The following is a 15,323-nucleotide window of genomic DNA, read 5'->3' as shown; positions in this document are numbered from 1 at the left end:
TAGACAATCCTTACCCCTCGTCGCGGGAAGCACCGCAACATCCTTACGGACAAAGGGCTATACAGAAGCCGCCTCCCCGGCTTCACCCCCTGCCCTTCCTCCCCCTAACCCGGCTATGCCAGCGCATGGCCGCTTGAAAGGTTGCGACTATGGACCCGCTGAAGACTGTGCAAAACGCCCCTGAGAAGACCGCTGAAAAGACCGCTGATACCCTGAGCGATGCAGAACAGACTGTCACCTCCGCCGCCTCCGAGGCCCTGCACCACACACAGGATGCCGTGAAGGAGTCCACTGAGCGCGGCATGGCCATCGGTCAGGACGCTCTGAACCGCACTCACGCCGAAACCCAGCGCCTTGGCCAGCGCGGCGTCGAAATGGGCAACGAAGCCCTCAAGGCCTGCGTGACGGCAGGCCATCAGACGGCCGACCTGATGTCAGAACTCAACCAAGCCATGACCGAACTGGGCAATCAGTCGATTTCGCACTATGGCCGGCTGTCGCGTCAGGCGATGGGCGTGCGCACCGTGCAGGACATGGTCAATCTTCAGAGCGCCGCGGCTGAGACGCTTCAGGACAATATGGGTGGCTTCGCCCGCCTCTACGGCCTCTATGTCGAGGGTCTGGGCCGCATCATGCAGCCGATCGCCGAACAGGCGGTAAAGTCGCAACGCCGTCTGTCGCCGGCAGCGTAGGTCCGCGCATCATCAAACCGTTATGCCGGGGGTAAGCGGTTGTTTGCGCCAGAAGGCCGATTCCCAGGCCCCTATACCCATCGCCAGCGCGATGCCCTTGCCACCTAACAGGCCCATGGTGGTGAAATAGGCCCAGTATCCAATATTTTCTGATGAGTTCCAGTTCGCAAGCGCCACCACCACATGCGACAGGGTGGTGGCCAGCTGAAACGAACAAACAAGCAGCGTCCAAACGCGCCGCACCTTGACGGATACGCCAACTAATACCACCAATACAAAGACATCCAGCAGCTTACCCAGTACGCCCAGCTCATAGCCCTGCTGAATAAAGGGCGTGGCGAACCATCCAAAAAGAATAGCCGCCACACCCCATTTTTCTAATACGGTCGCGCGAAAAAGCAGATAGACGCCGAAAATTACGGCGAATACGGTTCCGCTCATCGACCACAGACTGATCACGCGGCTTCAATTCCGTTATTCGTGTGGCGCAGCATCCGATCGTCTTCTTTTTTCTCAGGCTTGTTTTGCAGATCGCCAATGGCCATTGCACCGCAGCCGACCTGCGTTTTCACCGTATCGAGGTGATGATGCGCTTCAACCAATGCACCGCGGGCCTCGGTCAGGGTGCTGACGACACGACCCACGGCCACAATAGCGTCCTGACCCAGCACGGCGGAGAAACGCCCGTCGATGCGCAGCCTTGAGAGAGTCGTCATCAGAGCGGCGGCTTCGGCCAGAGTATCGTCGATCTTGGCCTCAACGACAAATAATTGATCGGCACCGGTTTGAACAGCAACAGAACGTTTCATAGGTAGATCTTTCATGGCTGGACCACCAGCCAGTGCTTCCGGGCTAGCGGCGAATTTGTTGAACGGCTTGAAGCATACCGAAAAGGCCAATCATTAGACCGCCGAAAAGCAAAACGGCCACGACTGCGCCCAGTACAATCAGCGCAAACCACTGGATGACGCTGAGGGCATTCAATCCACCAATGAGGGCGATGTATCGTTGAGAAAAGCTACGCCGCACAGAAGCGTCAGCAGGGCCGCTTTGTCGCTGACCGTCGAGGCTTCGAGCTTCACCTGCATGACCAGGGTTTCTATCTCCGTCGCGCGCTGATGCGGCATCAGCCGTTCCAGAGCCATTTGCAGATCGGTGAAGTGTATTGTGATTGACTGCCTGTTCTGCATGGGTCGCCTCATCGGTAGGAATGCCCGATGAGGATGGCGTGTCTGTTGCCGCCGGCGCTATCTGCAATGTCTGCCGTCTGTCATTATTACGGAGGCCTTCTGCAGCGCTCAGTAAGCGGGCCGCTTCACGGGTACTGGCCACAACAAGGCGAGCCCGCGCCTCCTCCATGTGGGTGCGTACAGTGCCTTCGGCTATACCCAGTTCCCTAGCAATTTCCTTTGCCTGAAACCCTCTCGCTATGAGGCGCAAGATTTCTTTCTGGCGGGGCGTCAATGAGTTGAGCCCCGCTTTGATCTCGGTCATTATTCTGTCCCCGCAACAGCCCGGCCATATTGCACGGTAATTCGACATCGGGCAATGAACCTGGACAGGGGCTGCTGCTATTTGTCGTCTTCTGCGAGGATGGATTTGACAAGAGCCAGGACACCGCGCCGACGGATGGGCGAAAGTTTGGCGAAGTATTTTGCCATTTCAACGCCCTCTACCGAAATCAGAAAGGCGGACACTGTGTTTTCAGTGTCACTGAACGCCGCCGCACTTTGCAAATCCAGCCCTTCAAAGGCATGGGCGACGGGCATGTTTAATACCTGTGACGCCTGATAGAGCTTCGACGCGCTAATGCGGTTGGACCCACGCTCATACTTTTGTACCTGTTGAAAGGTGACACCAATCGCGTTGGCCAGGTCTTGCTGACTCATTTTCAATTGTTTGCGGCGGTTGCGGATGATCGTGCCGACATGAACATCGACAGGGTGCGCTTCGGACAAGGCGAAACTCCGTACTTAAAACGCTATTCTGAACCGACAAATGTCATGGCGCAATAATCCCCTGAGTTAAAGGGAGTTCAACTCATCCGCTTTTTTTGAGGTATTGAAATCGTCGCCGCAAGGGCTTGGTACGGGCAGCCGGACTCGAACCGGCATGGATTGCTCCGACGGATTTTCTTACCACTTCGGCTTTCGCCGCCGCCTGTTCGGCGTTCGTGGTCTGGACTATCCCTTCACCGTGCCCTTTCGGGGGTAGGTGCTGCCCGTCTAGTCTCTACACCTTCCGTCGGGGTCCGGCCCGATGGCTTGGCTCGGGATTACCAGTAAAGGCTTCCCCGAATTTGAGCAGTTCTACTCTCCGGGTTTCCCCGGAGGCACTCAATCCTTTTGGTCTAAGTCCGTTGCGTCTACCGATTCCGCCATGCCCGCCTAAACCGGCTGTTCTTATAGAGGGACGAAATGCGGTAGTCGAGAGGCATTGCTTGGGTATCCCCCTAAATGCGCTGCTCGTCCTCGGAACCGCTATGTTTACGCGCCAATTTCTTCGGCTTACGGACATTGATGGCCGCCGCATCGAGGCGATCCTTGATATGCGAAACGTAGTATTTCTCGATCATATCGACGCTGGTGCGGCAGTTCTTTGCAATTTGATAGATGTCAGCGCCCTCCATCAGGCGCAGACAGATATAGGTGTGGCGCAGGCTGTAGGCCGTGCGCACTTGCCCCTCTCGGTCATGCTTTAAGCCCAGGTCATTCAAGACGATATTGAGCAAATTATGCAGCGCATAGGGAAACAGCCGTTCGGCTGGATCAAGAGGAAGCTTGTCTGCTTTCGGGTTCCCGGCAGCCTTCGCTTCGGCGCGTAACGTACGTTCGCGCCGCTCTTTGAGGCGTTGGAAGGGGAAGACGGCCCCCGGCATACTTTTGCAATAGCCGACACCACGTTTGCCTTTGTGGATTTCGATTTCAAGAATGTCTTCATCGGTGGCGCGGTCTTCCACCACCTCAACATCCCGAAACTCAAGGCGGAGGCATTCATCTGGCCGGAGGCCTGTATTGACCATGAACAGAACGTAGTCATGCAAGGTTTCCCATCGCTCACGATAACGCTCGCGGGAGGGATTGGCGGCGCGCTCGCGTGTCGCATCGCGCAAGCGTTTATATTCGGCAGGTGAAAACCATGCCCGGTGCGATACCTTCCCCGACGACTTATAGCGCGGGGTGACGGTGGGCACGGACTTAATCCACTGGTGAGCTTCGGCTACAGTGAGGATTTGGCGCAGCACGACGATTTCCTGATGAAGTGTCGAACGCGCTAATTTCTTGGGCTCTTGGGTTTTGATGTCGATGTTGTTCTTGATGCGGTGCGCGCGATATTCCTGAACCATGCCCGAGGTGATTTCGGTGATGAACTTCTCCCCGAAATACGGGTTCAGGTGGTTTTTGATGCGCGCCCGGTGGTTCTTCACGTAGTCAGGGTTACGCTCGCCCTCGGTGATAATCTCGAACTCGTCGATGAACTTGGCGGCCACGTCTTTAAACTTCTTGCCGCTGTGGACGTCCTCCCCATTGGCGACGCGACCGCGCAAGCCGAGATACCATTCCTCCGCAACGAGGGCGGCCTTCTCACTGTCGGTTTGTTTCGTACTGATACGCCGGTTTTTGCCCGCGACATAGGCCGCGCACTGCCACAGGGCGCTACCCGGTCGCTTATAAACATGCAGTTTCCCGCGCATCAGTGTGAAGGCCGTCATCCCGTCTTCCCCCGTTTGATTGTCGTGAGAATAGGGAACCTGCGAAAGGCGCGCCACTTTAGCGTGCGTATAGGTCAACCGTCGCGCGATTTGGGTGGAGGGGTGTGACTCCGCCGCCATGAGGGCGAAACTGTGTAAGGAATGTGTAATAGCTGACTTGGGCATGACGGACGCCTATATAACTGAATTAATTACGATTTATTGGTCGTATTAATTAGTCTAGGCGGCTTTTAAGTCCGTTGCGTCTACCGATTCCGCCATGCCCGCAAACCGGTCGGCCCTTATAGCAACGGGCGGAAAACTGTAAACGGTTTTCCGCCCCTTTTCCTTACTTGCCGTTGGTTGGCTGAAAAGTAACGCTGGTATTGGCGATCATCCACACCGTTGCGGCCCAGGCCGCGACGTTCTGGCTCATCTTCTTCGGGTCGATGCGGTCTAGCGTATCGTCCGCCGTGTGGTGGACATCGAAATAATCCGTGCCGTTCTGTTGCAGATCGAAGATCGGCACGCCCTTCGCGTTCAGCGGGCTGGTGTCCGGACCGCCGCCCGTTGCCGGATCGCGCTCGATGAAAATGCCCAGCGGGTAGAGAATCTTGCCCAAGGTCTTGTTGAAATCGGGCGCATCACTTTTGGGCAGGGCCAGCGAATAGATGACATCCGCCCCGAAATCAGACTCCGCCGCGGCAACATGCTTGTCTGTTTCAGATGATTTGGCATAGGCCACCGCCCCCGACAGGCCCAGATCACCCGGCTGAGACACCTCTTCGGAGCCCCAGAAGACCACACGCACCGTGCGCTCCGGGCGCAGCTTGTGATCAATCATCAGCTTGGCTGTAGCCATGGTGATCGCCACACCAGCGCCGTCATCAATAGCCCCGGTACCGAGATCCCAGCTATCGAGGTGGCCCCCGATGGTGATAATCTCTTCCGGATGTTTGGAGCCCTTGATTTCGGCGATAACATTCTGCGATTGACCACCCGTGCGCACCGTGGGGGTGGATAGCATTTTGAGGCGCAGTGGCCCGGCTTCACCGGCGCGTTGCAGCTTCAGCAGGCGCTCGAACTGTTCGGCATCGGGGGGTGACATGGCCAGAGCCGGCAGACCGTCTACGCCGGTAAAGCGCGTGGCGCCGGTATGGGCAAAACGATGATCTTCGGTGCCCAGCGAACGCATCACATAGCCGACGGCACCGCGCTTTTTGGCCTCTTCCGGGCCGCTGCGGCGCACCGAGCCGGAATTGACGCCATAGCCCTGCCCCGTTTGGGTGCGGACGGTGGGTTGCAGAATGACGACGATCTTGCCCGTCAGATCGGCCTTAGAGTCAATAAACTCCGCATAGGTTTCAAACAGGGCCGCCTCACCTTCGACGCCTTCGGCAGGGGTTGCCCCCGAACCACCCAACGCCGTCACCACCATCTTTTGCGCAAAGGGACCCGTGATTTCGAGGCTTTCGGCCCCGCGTTGCCAGATAACCAGCGGGAAGGTTTCGATGCGGACGTTCTCAAAGCCCATCTTTTTCAGCTCGGCCGCCGACCATTCGGCGGCTTTGCGCTCGGACTCTGAGCCTGCCGGACGCGCGCCGAAGCGCGTCGTCAGTTGCGCCACGAAGTCATAGGCACCGTTTGATTGCAGGGCCGCGTCGCGCAGGCGCACAGCCGTCACTTCAGGCGCTTCGGCAATGGCCGCCACCGGTGCTACGGGCTTGGACTTAGGCTTGGCAAAGGTCGGGGCAGCCACGCAACCCAGCGCGGCGGTGAGAAGAAGAAGGGCCTTGAGTTTCATAATCAATCCTGAGTAACGAGTTCTTCAAAACGGGCATTGGGGAAGCGTTCGCGCGCCTTTTCGACCACGGCGGGCAGGCCGTCGATCAGGGCCTGAAACGCCTCATCAAGGGCTTCACGGTTGCGCCCCCGAATGACGAGCTGCGTACCAAACTCATCGGGGAAGATGCCGAACGGATAGGAGCCCAGCGACAGGTCGGCATACTGCTTGTCCAAGGCGCTCAGAATATCTGCGGCAAGGCTTTCGGGCACGTAGGTCGCCTTGACGGTACGCGCCTGCACCTGCTCACCCTGACGCAGGCGCGGGGCCACGTCGTTGAGCATCCCGGCCATAATGCGCGGCACGCCTGCCATGACGAAGACGTTTTCGATCTGGAAGCCCGGCGCACCGGACACCGGATTGAGGATCAGCGACGCCCCTTCCGGAATGCGCGCCATGCGGCGGCTGTTGGCGTTGAGCAGGCGCGCATCCCCGCCATAACGATCCAGAAGGATTTTCAGCGCGTCCTCACGCTCGGCAATCGTCACGCCAAAAGCCTGCGCCACGCAATCGGCGGTGATGTCGTCGTGCGTCGGCCCGATGCCGCCGGTGGTAAAGACGTAATCCACGGCACTGCGCAGTTCGTTGAGGGTACGCACGATCTGCGCCGTATCGTCGTGGATCATGCGCACCTCGATCAGGTCGATGCCCAATGCGCCCAGAAATTTGGCCAGCGTATTGACATTTGTGTCCTGCGTGCGGCCCGACAGGATTTCATCGCCGATAATGATAACGGCGGCGGTGGGATTTTCTGTATTGACCGTCATGAGGCAGGCTCCTTATCACGACCCTGAACATAAGCCCCCGGAACCGCTCATGCCATTCGCGCACAGACTTACTCAAGGCCGTCTGGTGTCGAGATACAAACGATTCTTCGCCGATGTCGAATTGGATACGGGCGAAACCGTCGTAAGCCATTGTCCCAATCCCGGCAAGATGCTGGGGCTGCTGAGACCGGGCACGCCTGCGCTTTTGACCAAAATAAATGATCCGGCGAAAAAACTGCACTGGCGGCTTGAGGCCCTGCGCGAAGGCGACACCTGGGTGGGGGTGAATACGCAATGGCCCAACCGCCTGATCGGGGACCTGATAAGGGACCAGCAGGTGCCAGAACTGCGTGGCTATGCCAGCCAGCGTCCAGAGGTCGGCTACGGGCACAATTCGCGCATCGACTGGCTGTTGCAGGGGCACGTGCAGCAAGCGGAGGCGTGGGTTGAAATCAAAAACGTCCACTACAGCCGCGTGCCCGGACTGGCGGAATTTCCCGACAGCGTGACCGAACGCGGGGCCAAGCATCTCATGGAACTGATCGGGCGCGTGGAGGCGGGGACACGCGCCGTCGTGGTCTTTTGCGTGCAACGCGACGATGTGTTCCGCTTTGATGTGGCGCGTGACCTCGACCCGGCCTTTGGCCGGGCCTATGCGGCAGCGCGCGCGGCCGGTGTTGAATTTTTAGCCCACGCTTATCGCGTCACGCCCGACGGCATCACCCACAGCCATGAGCTTGAGATAGAGCGTTAAGCCTCTTTGGCCTTATCGACGCGCCCGCCCAGTTGCACTACCGCCAGAAGCGCCGGCATCAGCGCCGCTTCGTTACCGGAAACCGCGAAGTAGATCGGCTTCCAGACGGGCTTGAACTTTTCCTTATAGGCGCGCAGACCGTCGAAATTGTACATCTCGCCACCATAGGCGTAGATCAGGGCCGCGATCTTGTTCCACATGGGGCTTAAGGGGCGCGCTTCCAGCCCGCCCAGCGGGGCCATGCCGAGGCTGAACCATTGATACCCCTCGTCGCGCGCGTGGAAGATCAGCCGCAGGAACAGATATTCCATAATGTTAGGCGGGGCCTCCGGCGCGTAGCGCATCAGGTCGAGGCTGAGCGAGGTCCGGCCTTCGGCGGCCCACAGATTGGCAAAGGCCATGATCTCACCGCCGATGCGAATGACGGCAATCGGCGTCAGGCGGATATAGTCCGGATCGAAATAGCCGAGAGAATAGCCCTTCTCCTTACCCTTCTTTTCTTCCAGCCAGGCATCGGAAATGGCTTTCAGGCGCGGCAGATGGGTCTCGACGTCTTCGGGATGCAGGACCTCGAACTGCGCTTCGGCCTGTTCGAACTTGCGCCACACCTGCCGGAAGCCGTATCCCTTTTTGCCTGCCAGATCAAAGTTCTGCACCGGCACCAGCGCCTCTTCGCCGATCTTGAAGGGCCTTAGCCCCAGATCAATGGCCAGAGGCAGGAACTCCGTCGTTACGCGATAGATGGACAGCTTGGCATTGGCCAGCGCCGCCATTTCCTTCAACCGCCAGCCCAGCTTTTCTACCTCTTCCGGCGGGCCGACCGGGGCCGAGAGGACCACCCAGTTGCGACCCGCGACACCATACATGGCAAAGGCCGTGCGCTCTTCGTTCCACAGGATATGCTTATCGCCGGTAAGCGCCAGCCAAGCCTGCGGGTCCTGCGCCAGCGAAACCACCCCGCGCAAATCCTCCATATCCTCATCATCGGGCAGGTCCGGCGTAGCGCGCGCCAGCCCGAACAGGCGATAGAGGGCAAACAGGGCGACCGTAATGGCGATGACCACCAGACCGCGCAGGAAGCGCGAGACGCTGGCCTCATAGGCGAAGCGCTGCCACAGCTCATGCGCATAGGGCGTGCGCTCATAGAAATAGAAGCCCGCCGTGGCCACGAGAATCAGCACGGTGGCCGTCACCAGCAACCAGATCGGCTTCAGCGTCAGGGTCATCAGGCGCGAACGGCGGTTAAAGGCGCGCTTGCACGGCAAAAGCAGCAGGGCGCAGACCACCATCACCTCGGCCACGCCGAAGGCCAGTTCGCGCGTCATCGACAGGATGGCCCCGGCCACCAGCAGGCCCAGCGCCATATACCAGGCCGAATCCAGTCGCTCCCACAGGCCGCGCGCCGCAAACAGCAGCAACACCCCGGTCGCCACACCGGCGACATGCGACAGTTCCACCACCTCAAGCGGCAGCCACTGACGCACAAAGGGCATGGCTTCGGGATCAATAGGCGACAGCACCGACGCCAGCAGGAAGGCGCCGGCGAGCATCATCAAAACCGCCATGATCTTGGGCACGGCGACGATGGCCATGTCGAGCACAAGGGCTTTGATGTCTTTATGATGTTTCATACCCCTTACCTTACACGGCGCGGGGATTCGCTAAAATCGTTTTCGTGGCTTAATACCGTTGTTACCCGGCCTTACGGCACCACGCGTCCTGTATCGCCAACTGGTTACAAAGGCGTTCGGCCTGTTCGGGCGAATTGACCGGCCCAATACGCAAACGCACCAGTGCCTGACCATTGGCAGCGGTGACTGGTTGCAGGATCGGCTTGAAATTATCAAGGCCCGGATGTTTGGCGCGCAGGTCGTGCCACGCCGCTTCGGCCACCGCGCGCGAGCTGAATGAGCCCACCTGAACGCTGCGCACCATTTGCTCAATGCCATTGTCGGCGGGTCTGGCCGCGGTTCTGAGCACTGGGGCTTTTGCGACCTTTTCAGGCACTCCCTTTACCGTTGGCTCAGTCGGGGGCTCAGTCTGGGTCTGGGCCAGCACGCTCGCAGACGCAGACACGCCCGTATCCAGCGGCGTGTCCGCGTCAGGGCGCTCCATATCGAGCGGATTGACCACGCGGATCAGGCTGCCCGCCGCGTCCTTCGGCATGGCGGCCAGCAGGCCATCCTTGCCCGTGGTCAGTTCCTTGGCCGTTTCAAAAGCCAGTTGAATCTGTTCGTCACGCGTGGCGGAGGATGAAGACTCCGAAGCGGATGACGCTTGGTCACCCTTTCCTTCGATGTCGATTTCCGCTAAACGCGCGGCCATCCGCTGGAAATCCTTGCCGTCGCCCTTGGGCATATCGCACCCCGACAGCCCGGCCGCCACGCAGGCGACGGTCAGCAGAGCCAGTCTCGAAACGGAAAAGAGAGAGCGCATAGCCCTATCCTCTCACAAGCCGTTTAAATCGTCGTTAGTAATTTTGGTTAATGCCCCATGCCCGTTTCCGCTGCCTCTCCCCTGCCCCGCGTCCGCGACCTGAGCGCCCTGCGCACGGCGGTTTCCGGCTTTCGCCACAAGGGGCTGCGTATCGGCTTTGTGCCGACCATGGGCGCGCTGCACGAAGGGCATCTGGCGCTGGTGCGGCATGCCAAAACCTTAAGCGATGTGGTGGTGGTCTCGGTTTTCGTGAACCCCAAACAGTTTGCGCCGCATGAGGATTTCGACCGCTATCCGCGCACCGAGGACAAGGACGCGCAGCTTCTGGAAAGCGTCGGTGCCGATCTGCTGTACCTGCCCAGCGTTGAGCTGATGTACCCCGCCGTTTTTGCCTCAAGCGTCCACGTCGAAGGCCCGGCGCGCGAACTGGAAGGCACCTTCCGCCCGCAGTTTTTCGACGGCGTGGCCACCGTGGTCATGAAGCTGTTCAATCAGGTGCAGCCCGACGTCGCCGTCTTCGGCGAAAAAGATTACCAGCAGCTTCAGGTCGTGAAGTCCTTCGTGCGCGATCTCGATCTGCCGGTCGAGGTGGTGGGGATGCCCACGGTGCGCGAAGCCGACAGCCTGGCCCTGTCGTCGCGCAACGCCTATCTCAGCGCCGATGAACGCCAGACGGCGGCGCGCCTGATCGTCGAACTGAATGCCGTGGCAGAGACGGTGCGTTCGGGTGGCGACCGCGAAAAGGCGCTCAACGCGGCGAAGGCCAACCTTCTGGCCGCCGGTTTTGGTCCGGTGGACTATGTGGAGCTGCGCGACGCCGATACGCTGGCGATGGCTGACGCACAGACGCCGAACCTGCGCCTTCTGGCGGCGGCGTGGCTCGGCAAGACCCGCCTGATCGACAATATCGCGGTTTAAGGGATTAGCCCGCGTACAGCAGTGTGTCCCAGATCATGCCGGAATAGTGTCTCAGCTCAAAGCGATAGTCGGGCCGCATGTCCCGGATCAGAGCGCTCAGGCACAGGAGATCGTCGGATCTATGGTAGGCGCTGATGGCCAGTTTCGGACGGTAGGTCTCAATCGTCCGGCGCATCCCTTCGAGGGCTGGCCCTTCGGCGCCTTCGATATCCAGCTTGACGAAGGTGACCTCCCCCAGATTCAGCGCATCAAGGGCGACCACCGGCACCTCAATGCTACCGTCGGCGTCGATGCGGCTCCCCATCGCACCGGTGGCTGAAAACCGCACCGTGTCGGCCTGACTCCACAGGCCGGCGGCGTGACAGGTCACGTGCAGCGTCGAAGCAAAGGCCTCACTCAGAGCCGTAAAGTTTTCAGGATCAAGTTCAAAAGCGTGCACCTGCCGGCATGGCCCGCCCAGATGCCCGAAGAAGGCACGCACCGTGTCGCCATCATACGCTCCGCCATCGACCAGCACATCGTTACGCGACGGCGGGCAAAGCGCATTATCGAGATAGATCTGATCATGCGGCCGCGTAATGCCGTCCAGCGCCGCCGCATCCCAGGTCAGACGATAGGCCAGAAGCGCCGACAGGGTGCGAAGGCTTTCGGCGTCCGTGAACAGCTCTTGTCCCAGACGATGGATAGCGGCCACCTCGTCGCGGTCCGAAAAGGCCTGAAGCGCCGTGAACATGGCATTGCCGCTAAAGGTTTGCCCCAGCTTTGGCATGACCTCGAAATAGAACAGCAAGGGCCCCGGATGCGCGCCCCAGATGGCCTGAAAATGCTTGGCCGGCTTTTCCGAGCCGGCACAAATGACGCCGACCGCGTCGGTTTTTTTTGCCAGAAGCTGACTCAACGCCGCGTCGCCAATCACCGGCAAGCCGTAAAGGCTCTGCCCGGCGCGCAGATTATCAACCACGGCGATGACATTCAGCCGCTCGCAGGCATAGCGGACAAAGCTCTGGGCCATCACTGAGCCCGCCCCCAGAAGCACCAGCGGCACACGGTCATAATCGAGATCGGACCGTGCCCGGCTTAAGGCGTCAAGCCGCGCCAGAAACCCGGCATCGCCAAAATCCACAGGCCCGTCCAACAGTTCGCGATAACGCATCGACGTCCCTCCGCCTGTGACTCTTTCCGGGCGTCAATCCCCGGCGATTCGCCGCCAGCTTATCACAGAGATCGTCACCATGCCCCGGCGTCGCGCAGTTGTAAAAGCTGCCTTTTTGACTACGCGCCTCACGCTTCGGTTTGCCCCGATTGCACACTCAAACCTATTCGGGCCAACTTTATCAATTCGGGTAATACTGAACGCATAGCCGCGATCAAAGCTGCGTTCTCTTCCCATCGGCCATCAGCTGGATCGACATAACGGGGATGTTGTATCAAACAGCCAGCAACGATCTCGGACGTTGGCCAATCACCTAAGTTCCAACTTTTATTTTCAGCAGTGTCCGGCTTAGTCGAGACGGTTATCGCACTCATGCAATAATCATCATCGAGTTGACGCACAAACCAAGGGCCAGGGGTGGCCATTTCACTTAGTTTTTCAAGTTTGTTTAAATCGAGAAATGTCATATGGCCTCCTGTGGGGCCACTATTACATCAGAATAAGACCTTTCACTATCACCACGCCCCGGCGTCGCGCAGGGCGGCGATCAGGTCTGCCGGTAGCGCCTCGCCTCCCGCCCCTTGCGGCAGGTCGCGCGGCGAATCCTTGACCTCCAGATAGCGCCAGCCCTGAAACGGACGGCGCGGCTGCGGCTCGGTCAGGATATGTTCGGTGGAAACCGTGATCAGGCATTGCGGCAGGTCGCCTTCTACCGTGTCGATGGCCACGATCGGACGCCGCACCAGAATGACGCCCTTGATCACCCAGTAGAGCGAGCCACCGTCCAGCAGTTCCTCGGCACGTTTGGGCGTCTGGCGCGTATGGATGGTGCGGGTTTTGTGCCCCTGCTCCCAGCGGAGCAGATCATCGACCGTATCGGCCCCTACGCACAGCTTGACCAGATTAACGCTCATCCTACGCAAGCTCCACAATTTTTAACCACATTGGCAACAACGCCCGCCGGGGCTATCTATGGGCAAGAGACTCATAATTCAAGGCCACCCGCATGGCGGAAGACACCTCTCTCGAAGCCGCCCTCGCCCGACTGTTCAACACGCCGTCGGGGCTTAAGGCGGCCAGTTGGATTACCCTGACCGGCGGCACGCGGCTGTTCAGCGCCGGCGACGAGTCCGATCATCTCTATTTGCTGCGCAGCGGGCGCATGGGCGTCTTCCGCCACGACGACGACCATCAGGGCCTGCACCTGATCGGGGTGATCAAGCCGGGAGAGCCGGTGGGCGAAATGTCGCTGATCGCCGACACGCCGCACACCTCGACAGTCATTGCGCTGCGCGATTGCGAGTTGATGGTCCTCCCCAAGGCCGACTTCCTCAAGGCCATCGAAGCCGCACCGGACGTGTTGCTGGCCCTGTCGAAGCAGATGATCGAACGCGCCCGCTCCGGCACGCCGCGCGAAGGCCGCCGCCACAACACCCCCAATGTCTTCGCCTTTTTCGCGCTGAACGACATTATCGTCCGCCCGCTGGTCGAACGTATCGCCGAACAGGTGCGCGCTCTGGGCTATCGCGTCGCCGTGCTCGATAAGGACCACCACGGCACCGGGGCCGATGTTTTTGCCGAGGCCGAGGCGCACAACGACTATGTGCTGCACGTCGCTGAAAAGCCGGAAAGCCATTGGCGGCTGCTTAGCTCGCGTCAGGTCGATCACACCTTCTGGATCGCCGATGCCCGCCACCATTCGCAGCGCCTGCACAGTGACCCGGCGCGCCTGCCGGCCAGCACGCTGAACCTCGAAGACTCGCAACTGCTCGATCCGCTGGGCCTGCAACGCGCGCCCGATCTTATCCTCATTCAGGCGCAGGAAGCCGACGGGCGTAAGGTGATCGCCCATACGCGCGATTGGCTCGACGCCTTCAAACCGGCGCGCTGGTTCCACGTCGGTGAGCACTCGCTGCCTGACGCGGCGCGCATTGCCCGCATCGTCACCGGCCATTCCATCGGGGTGGTGTTTTCCGGCGGCGGAGCGCGCGCCTTTTCGCACATCGGCGCGGTGCAGGCCCTGCGCGAAGCCCATATCCCCATAGACTTCATCTGCGGTTCGTCCATGGGGGCGATCATCGGCGGTTGCGTAGCGCTCGACTGGTCCGACGCCGAAATCGACGCCCATATCCGCGAAGCCTTTGTCGTCTCCTCACCGCTGGATGATGTCACCTTCCCCTTTGTCGCCCTGACCGGTGGGCGCAAGGTCGATCAGCGGCTGGAGCAGCATTTTGGCGACGTGCTGATCGAAGACCTGCCCCTGCCCTTCTTCTGCCTGTCCTCCAACCTGACCTCGGGCACCATCAAGGTGCATAAGTCAGGCCGCCTGCGTCAGGCCCTGCGCGCCTCCATCTCCCTGCCGGGCGTCATGCCGCCCGTGGTCGAAGACGATCAAGTGCTGGTCGATGGGGCGGTGATGCGCTCCTTTCCGGCCCTGATGATGCGCAATTCGCATCTGGGGACCGTCATCGGCGTCGATGTCACGCGCGCCAAGGGCATTGACCCCAAGAGTGTGCACGTCCCCAAGAGCCTGCCGACCTGGTTCCTGAAGGGCGACTGGCGCAAGGGGCCGCCCATCGTCTCCATCCTGATGCGCTCGGCCACCATCACCACGGCGGCCGATCTGGAACAAAGCCGTCTGGCCTGCGACCTACTGATCATTCCCGAACCTGAAGGCGTCGAAATTCGCGAATGGCACGCCTATGATCTGGCGGTGGAATCCGGCTATCAGACCAGCGTGCAAAGTCTGGCCCAGCTTGAGCACCCGGTGACACAGCTTCGCAAGCTGGGCATCAGCCTGCACCCGAATATTCCGGCCTTTACGCCGGACGACAGCTTCCTGACCCCGCCACGCCCCGACAAGCTGAAATACACGCTGAAACCGCAGGGCGTGACCCTGTCGCGTTTCCTCAAGGGGCCGAAAAAACCGCAGCCCAAGCTGTAGCGGCGCGCGGCAAAGCGGGGTAGAGCTGTCGCGATCTTCCTCCTCCCCATTGTATGGGGAGGTGCCGAGTTTACGAGGCGGAGGGGTATCTCACGGACGGTAATACCCCTCCGTCAGCTTCGCTT

The 15,323-nt window shown here is 60.0% G+C and carries 16 protein-coding genes; 4 read left to right on the top strand and 12 right to left on the bottom strand.

The window, feature by feature from the left end:
- The first annotated feature begins 149 nt into the window (after nt 1-149).
- Entirely contained in the window at nt 150-692 is a 543-nt protein-coding gene (locus tag Q0072_RS01590; protein ID WP_298324782.1) for a phasin family protein, read from the top strand.
- Between the two features lie 12 nt (nt 693-704).
- Here the strand turns inward: Q0072_RS01590 and Q0072_RS01585 are convergent, their stop codons facing one another.
- From Q0072_RS01585 to Q0072_RS01555, 7 genes are all read right to left on the bottom strand, one after another.
- Nucleotides 705-1,151: a hypothetical protein gene (locus Q0072_RS01585; protein WP_298324779.1), complete on the bottom strand. Its 447-nt coding sequence runs from the start codon at nt 1,149-1,151 to the stop codon at nt 705-707.
- Nucleotides 1,148-1,501: a hypothetical protein gene (locus Q0072_RS01580; RefSeq protein WP_298324776.1), complete on the bottom strand. Its 354-nt coding sequence runs from the start codon at nt 1,499-1,501 to the stop codon at nt 1,148-1,150. The genes Q0072_RS01585 and Q0072_RS01580 overlap by 4 nt, the downstream gene beginning before the upstream one ends.
- 43 nt (nt 1,502-1,544) lie before the next feature.
- Nucleotides 1,545-2,186, bottom strand: a complete 642-nt coding sequence (locus tag Q0072_RS01575) for a helix-turn-helix transcriptional regulator (RefSeq protein ID WP_298324773.1) — start codon at nt 2,184-2,186, stop codon at nt 1,545-1,547.
- A gap of 77 nt (nt 2,187-2,263) precedes the next feature.
- Nucleotides 2,264-2,650: a helix-turn-helix transcriptional regulator gene (locus tag Q0072_RS01570; protein WP_298324771.1), complete on the bottom strand. Its 387-nt coding sequence runs from the start codon at nt 2,648-2,650 to the stop codon at nt 2,264-2,266.
- Between the two features lie 494 nt (nt 2,651-3,144).
- Complete coding sequence (locus Q0072_RS01565; RefSeq protein WP_298324768.1) at nt 3,145-4,569, bottom strand: site-specific integrase; 1,425 nt, start codon at nt 4,567-4,569, stop codon at nt 3,145-3,147.
- A 163-nt stretch (nt 4,570-4,732) separates the two neighbouring features.
- Nucleotides 4,733-6,187: a M20/M25/M40 family metallo-hydrolase gene (locus Q0072_RS01560; RefSeq protein WP_298324765.1), complete on the bottom strand. Its 1,455-nt coding sequence runs from the start codon at nt 6,185-6,187 to the stop codon at nt 4,733-4,735.
- Between the two features lie 2 nt (nt 6,188-6,189).
- On the bottom strand, nt 6,190-6,993 hold the full coding sequence (locus tag Q0072_RS01555; protein ID WP_298324763.1) for a molybdopterin-binding protein: 804 nt from the start codon (nt 6,991-6,993) through the stop codon (nt 6,190-6,192).
- A 49-nt stretch (nt 6,994-7,042) separates the two neighbouring features.
- On the opposite strand from Q0072_RS01555, the gene sfsA reads away from it, so the two are divergent.
- On the top strand, nt 7,043-7,747 hold the full coding sequence (sfsA, locus tag Q0072_RS01550; RefSeq protein WP_298324760.1) for a DNA/RNA nuclease SfsA: 705 nt from the start codon (nt 7,043-7,045) through the stop codon (nt 7,745-7,747).
- On the opposite strand, the gene Q0072_RS01545 is transcribed toward sfsA, so the two are convergent.
- Nucleotides 7,744-9,378 (bottom strand): phosphatidylglycerol lysyltransferase domain-containing protein, encoded by a 1,635-nt coding sequence (locus Q0072_RS01545; RefSeq protein WP_298324757.1) that lies wholly within the window; start codon nt 9,376-9,378, stop codon nt 7,744-7,746. The genes sfsA and Q0072_RS01545 overlap by 4 nt on opposite strands.
- A 61-nt stretch (nt 9,379-9,439) precedes the next feature.
- Nucleotides 9,440-10,183, bottom strand: a complete 744-nt coding sequence (locus Q0072_RS01540; RefSeq protein WP_298324755.1) for an SPOR domain-containing protein — start codon at nt 10,181-10,183, stop codon at nt 9,440-9,442.
- Between the two features lie 57 nt (nt 10,184-10,240).
- Here Q0072_RS01540 and panC point away from each other — a divergent pair, with 57 nt between their 5' ends.
- Complete coding sequence (panC, locus tag Q0072_RS01535) at nt 10,241-11,101, top strand: pantoate--beta-alanine ligase (protein WP_298324752.1); 861 nt, start codon at nt 10,241-10,243, stop codon at nt 11,099-11,101.
- 4 nt (nt 11,102-11,105) lie between these two features.
- Here the strand turns inward: panC and Q0072_RS01530 are convergent, their stop codons facing one another.
- The 3 genes from Q0072_RS01530 to Q0072_RS01520 form a co-directional block, all read right to left on the bottom strand.
- Nucleotides 11,106-12,254 (bottom strand): FkbM family methyltransferase, encoded by a 1,149-nt coding sequence (locus Q0072_RS01530; RefSeq protein ID WP_298324749.1) that lies wholly within the window; start codon nt 12,252-12,254, stop codon nt 11,106-11,108.
- A gap of 128 nt (nt 12,255-12,382) precedes the next feature.
- Entirely contained in the window at nt 12,383-12,721 is a 339-nt protein-coding gene (locus tag Q0072_RS01525; RefSeq protein ID WP_298324746.1) for a hypothetical protein, read from the bottom strand.
- Between the two features lie 48 nt (nt 12,722-12,769).
- Nucleotides 12,770-13,168, bottom strand: a complete 399-nt coding sequence (locus Q0072_RS01520) for a DUF1489 domain-containing protein (protein WP_298324743.1) — start codon at nt 13,166-13,168, stop codon at nt 12,770-12,772.
- Between the two features lie 92 nt (nt 13,169-13,260).
- On the opposite strand from Q0072_RS01520, the gene Q0072_RS01515 reads away from it, so the two are divergent.
- Nucleotides 13,261-15,198: a patatin-like phospholipase family protein gene (locus Q0072_RS01515; protein ID WP_298324740.1), complete on the top strand. Its 1,938-nt coding sequence runs from the start codon at nt 13,261-13,263 to the stop codon at nt 15,196-15,198.
- Nucleotides 15,199-15,323 lie beyond the last annotated feature (125 nt).

Source organism: Asticcacaulis sp., from assembly GCF_027484505.1.
In the GTDB taxonomy this organism is placed as follows: Bacteria; Pseudomonadota; Alphaproteobacteria; order Caulobacterales; family Caulobacteraceae; genus Asticcacaulis.
Note: the sequence above shows the minus strand (reverse complement) of the source record. Positions and strands in the feature narration are given on the sequence as shown.